Below are 4589 nucleotides of genomic sequence, written 5' to 3' on the forward strand. Positions count from 1 at the left end.
GCAACATTTATCAGGCGAAACAATCTTGAACCGCTTGCTTAGTGAAGGTTGGACACTAAATCAAAAAGCCTTATCTGATGGACCAGCAAAAGTTCTCTCCCACCCCGATTATGTCGGCGAAATTGGCTTAATTATGCCTTATGAAAAGAATTTCTGTGCAAGTTGCAATCGCCTACGTGTTTCTGCTTTAGGCAAATTACATCTCTGTTTATTTGGCGAAGAAGGCATAAATATTCGTGATTTACTCCAATCAAATGAACAACAATTACAGCTTGAAACTCGTTTAAAATGTGCCTTACAAGGTAAACGTGAACATCATTATTTACATCTGGGCGACAGTGGTGTTCGTCAGCATCTTGCTAGTATTGGTGGATAACAAAATTATTAGATATTATTGAGATAAAAAATGACAACATTTACACATATCAATCAAAATGGCGAAGCCAATATGGTGGACGTTTCTGGCAAACAAGAAACAGTAAGAGAAGCTCGTGCAGAAGCTTTTGTTACAATGAATCCCGAAACATTACAAATGATCGTATCGGGCAATCATCATAAAGGCGACGTTTTCGCTACCGCCCGTATTGCAGGAATTCAAGCGGCAAAACGCACTTGGGATCTTATTCCTCTTTGCCATCCATTACTACTTTCAAAAGTTGAAGTACAACTAGAAGCATTGCTCGAAACAAATCAAGTCCGTATAGAATCTTTATGTAAATTAACTGGTAAAACAGGTGTAGAAATGGAAGCCTTAACAGCTGCGAGTGTTGCTGCCCTTACTATCTACGATATGTGCAAAGCAGTTCAAAAAGATATGGTTATTGGACCTGTCCGTCTATTAAGCAAAAGCGGTGGAAAATCTGGCGATTTTTCTGTTTAGCCTGTCATTTATTACAAAGTACAAGCGGTCAGTTTTTAGTGATTTTTTGCAAAATTTAACTATAAACTGACCGCTTATTTTTCTCTATGATTTGGATTAGAAAATATTATTTAAAGAAATCCCTATACCAAAACGTTGAATATTTTTATTGTAATCAATTAATGATTCCCCATATCCACCATAATATTGGGTATATAGGCGGATATATCGGGTGATAGGGTAACTGTAAGTGATCTCTGTTCCACCACGACCATATTTAGGATTAAAATGTCCTTTGACTTTGATTTGGTGTTTGTTATATCGATAACCAACGGTTAAATCAAAGTGGCCACGATATTTTGTAATATCTGGATTATCATCATCTTTTGATTTCTCAGGAATTCGCCACCAAGGCTTTAATTCAACAATCCAATTTCCTTTGCTAGCTAATGCTCTGGTGTAAAGTCTATTCCAACTGCGCGATTTATTTTCATCTTCACCCCGTCCATTAGACTCATGATTCCACCCTGTTTCAATATCATTTAGAGTCCAACCGAATGGTAACTGGTATTTTGTATCCCAAGCTAGAAATACTTGCGGTTCGTAATTACTTTCACGGAAGGGTGACGACTCACCTGAATTTGAGAACTGGAACCATGAGCGTTGTGTATAAGAAGCTGCTAATACAGAATTTTCACTCAAAATACCACGCCACAAAGGTAAAGCTAAACTAATTTGAAATTTAATTTCATCATGTTTAGCTCGATCTCTATTGTAATTAATATTTTTATTAAATACGCTTTCCATTAAGTAGTTCTGACCATATGCCATTAAACCAATAAAATCATCTGATCGCTTCGTTAAAAGCATTTGAGTCCTACTTTTATAAGGAAAATTATCAATAGGCGCATTAATATTCTCTTCAATAGCAAAACTCGGTAAACTTAGTGACAATATTGCTGGGATCATAGAAAAAGTAACAATTCGATTCACAATGTAACTCCAATATACAATTTGAACCTATTTAATCATTTTTCTATTATTTTTTCATCCTTTTTATTACCTAACTAAAATTTACACTTTATGATAAAATGCTTAATAATACTCACAATTTTTAGTTTTTATATTATGATCAAAGTACTTTTTTTTGCTCAAACTCGAGAATTAGTCGATACAGATAGCCTTGAGCTTGAAGCTAAATTTTCAACTGCGGAACAACTTCGTAAACATCTTTCTCAAAAAGGAAGAAAATGGGCGTTAGCCTTAGAATCAGGTAAATTATTGGTTGCTATCAATCAAACAATCTCTCCTCTTAGTGCTGAAATTAAAGATGGCGATGAAGTTGCATTTTTCCCACCCGTTACTGGAGGTTAAATGAGACAAGATCTTATCCAAGTTCAACAAGAAGAATTCGACCAAAATAAAATTTATCACTGGTTGAGTGAACTTCACTCTGTTGGTGCAACAACGATTTTTGTGGGAAAAGTGAGAGAAATGAATTTAGGGGATAATGTTTCTGGCTTATTTTTAGAGCATTACCCTGCAATGACTGAAAAAGCATTGCGTGACATTGTCACTGATGCAAGAGAGCGTTGGGATTTGCAACGTGTAGCAGTTATTCATCGTATCGGGCAATTAAATACTGGCGATGAAATTGTGCTTGTTGGAGTAAGCTCTGCTCACCGAGGTGATGCGTACCATGCTAATGAATTTATTATGGATTACCTCAAAACCAAAGCACCCTTCTGGAAAAGAGAAAAAACAACAGAAGGTGAGCGTTGGATTGAAGGTCGTGAAAGCGATCAACAAGCAGCAGAAAAATGGTAAAAATAAACATACTGGATTGCTAAATGAGTCTATTAATTGATTTACAAATTGTAACGGAAGATAGTAATAACTTGCCTTCTGAAACCCAATTTACACATTGGGTACAACAAGCTTTAAGCCAAGAGGCTCAAACTGATGACTTTCCTGATACCGAAATGACAATTCGAATCGTTGATGAAGCAGAAAGCCATGAGTTAAATCTTACTTATCGTGGTAAGGATAAACCGACTAACGTACTTTCTTTCCCTTTTGAAGTACCAGAAGGAATTGAACTTCCTTTACTTGGTGATTTAGTTATTTGCCGCCAAGTTGTAGAAAAGGAAGCAAAAGAGCAAGAAATCTCCCTTGAATCCCATTGGGCACATCTTGCCATTCATGGCACTCTGCATTTATTAGGCTACGATCATATTACTGATGACGAAGCAGAAGAAATGGAAAGTTTAGAAACCCAAATTATGCAATCATTGGGCTATGAAGATCCTTATATCTCTGAAAAATAGATGAGAACATTATCAATCATTACAGATTATAATTTTTCTATCACAGAAGCTTTTTCCGCCTCTGTGCCTTATTTATCTCATAGTACCCTTAGCGACTATCCACTAAATATTCCTTTTTCTAATGCAAAAACCTTACTCGGACAAGAGTTTCCTTTTGCATTCTATGATATGCGAGCAGAACAAAGAATCTGCTTACATTTAGAAGCCTTAGCGATTATTGCAGGTACGATTCAAGAAGATGGAACGCTCTATATTATTTGTCCGCAATGGAATAATTTAACAGCTACACCAGATATTGATTCTCTTCGTTGGAATAACAATCAATTAATTGCAACACCTTATTTTTATCACTATTTCCAAGATTTAGTTAAGTCATTTAATTTTGAAGTTCGGGTATCAAAATCTAACTTAAAACTTAACAGAAAAAGTGACAACGTCACGAAAAATAACAATGCACTCACTAAAGATCAACAAATTATTTATAATAACCTACCGCTTGATCCCGCTACAGTTCATCTTATTACTGCACCTCGTGGACGAGGGAAATCAACCCTTGCAGGAAAATTAGCACAATTTTTATCGACAAATCATCAAGTGATTATCACGGCTCGTAGCCGTTCCGTCTTACCTAATTTTTGGAAAAATATTCAAAGTGATAATATTCAATTTTTTGCTCCCGATAAACTGATTGAGTTAATTGAAACTCGTCAAATATCGCCACATCATTGGCTATTTATTGATGAGGCGGCAAGTTTACCAATACCAATGCTATTGAAACTTTGTCAGTATTTTGCAAAAGTTATCCTAACAACGACAACTCAAAATTATGAAGGAACAGGGCGAGGATTTTCGCTCAAACTACTCTCTCAACTCAATCAACCCCATAAACATTGGCAACTAACTGAACCTCTACGTTGGGGGAAAAACGATCCGCTAGAAAGCTTTATTAATCAATTATTGTTATTAGATGATGATCTTACTGTTGCTAATCGGATAGAGCTAAACAATCATAATACTTATGGCGAAAAATTACCTTTTTATGCGCTACTTGCTCAAGCTCATTACAAGACGACACCAACGGATCTACGCCGATTATTTGATGGTTCAGCTCAAGCATTTTATCAAATTAAAGAAAAAGAAAGGCTAATTGCTGGCTGTTGGTTGGTTAATGAGGGAGGCTTAGATCAAGAGCTTACGAAAGCAATCTGGCGAGGAGAACGAAGACCACAAGGTAATTTGGTTGCTCAATACCTATGCTTTCAAGCAAACTTACCCGATGCTTGCCTGCTTAATTCTGTTCGTATTTCTCGTATTGCAGTTGCTCCTATTTATCAAAATAAAGGCTATGGTAAGCGGTTAGTTCAACAAGTTATTTCACAAATCCCTGCTAATATTGATTTTAT

General features: G+C 36.0%; 6 protein-coding genes and 1 pseudogene. 6 read left to right on the forward strand and 1 reads right to left on the reverse strand.

Annotation, left to right across the window (positions count from 1 at the left end; genetic code table 11):
• A pseudogene (moaA, locus tag Q1J40_RS06290) lies at positions 1-376 on the forward strand (GTP 3',8-cyclase MoaA); the annotation flags it as partial.
• 30 nt (positions 377-406) lie between these two features.
• On the forward strand, positions 407-880 hold the full coding sequence (moaC, locus tag Q1J40_RS06295; RefSeq protein WP_301099195.1) for a cyclic pyranopterin monophosphate synthase MoaC: 474 nt from the start codon (positions 407-409) through the stop codon (positions 878-880).
• A gap of 96 nt (positions 881-976) precedes the next feature.
• Here the strand turns inward: moaC and pldA are convergent, their stop codons facing one another.
• Positions 977-1852 (reverse strand): phospholipase A, encoded by an 876-nt coding sequence (pldA, locus tag Q1J40_RS06300; protein WP_301099197.1) that lies wholly within the window; start codon positions 1850-1852, stop codon positions 977-979.
• A 135-nt stretch (positions 1853-1987) separates the two neighbouring features.
• On the opposite strand from pldA, the gene moaD reads away from it, so the two are divergent.
• The 4 genes from moaD to Q1J40_RS06320 form a co-directional block, all read left to right on the forward strand.
• Positions 1988-2233: a molybdopterin synthase sulfur carrier subunit gene (gene moaD / locus Q1J40_RS06305; RefSeq protein ID WP_301099198.1), complete on the forward strand. Its 246-nt coding sequence runs from the start codon at positions 1988-1990 to the stop codon at positions 2231-2233.
• On the forward strand, positions 2234-2686 hold the full coding sequence (gene moaE, locus Q1J40_RS06310; RefSeq protein ID WP_301099199.1) for a molybdopterin synthase catalytic subunit MoaE: 453 nt from the start codon (positions 2234-2236) through the stop codon (positions 2684-2686).
• Between the two features lie 23 nt (positions 2687-2709).
• Positions 2710-3186 (forward strand): rRNA maturation RNase YbeY, encoded by a 477-nt coding sequence (ybeY, locus tag Q1J40_RS06315; protein WP_301099201.1) that lies wholly within the window; start codon positions 2710-2712, stop codon positions 3184-3186.
• A partial coding sequence (locus tag Q1J40_RS06320; protein WP_301099202.1) for a GNAT family N-acetyltransferase occupies positions 3187-4589 on the forward strand: 1403 nt, incomplete at its 3' end.

The organism is Otariodibacter sp., assembly GCF_029256985.1.
In the GTDB taxonomy this organism is placed as follows: Bacteria; Pseudomonadota; Gammaproteobacteria; order Enterobacterales; family Pasteurellaceae; genus Otariodibacter.

Coding starts and splice junctions, on each gene's coding strand:
- moaC (WP_301099195.1), top strand. CDS start 407: ATGACAACATTTACACATATCAATCAAAATGGCGAAGCCAATATGGTG.
- moaD (WP_301099198.1), top strand. CDS start 1,988: ATGATCAAAGTACTTTTTTTTGCTCAAACTCGAGAATTAGTCGATACA.
- moaE (WP_301099199.1), top strand. CDS start 2,234: ATGAGACAAGATCTTATCCAAGTTCAACAAGAAGAATTCGACCAAAAT.
- ybeY (WP_301099201.1), top strand. CDS start 2,710: ATGAGTCTATTAATTGATTTACAAATTGTAACGGAAGATAGTAATAAC.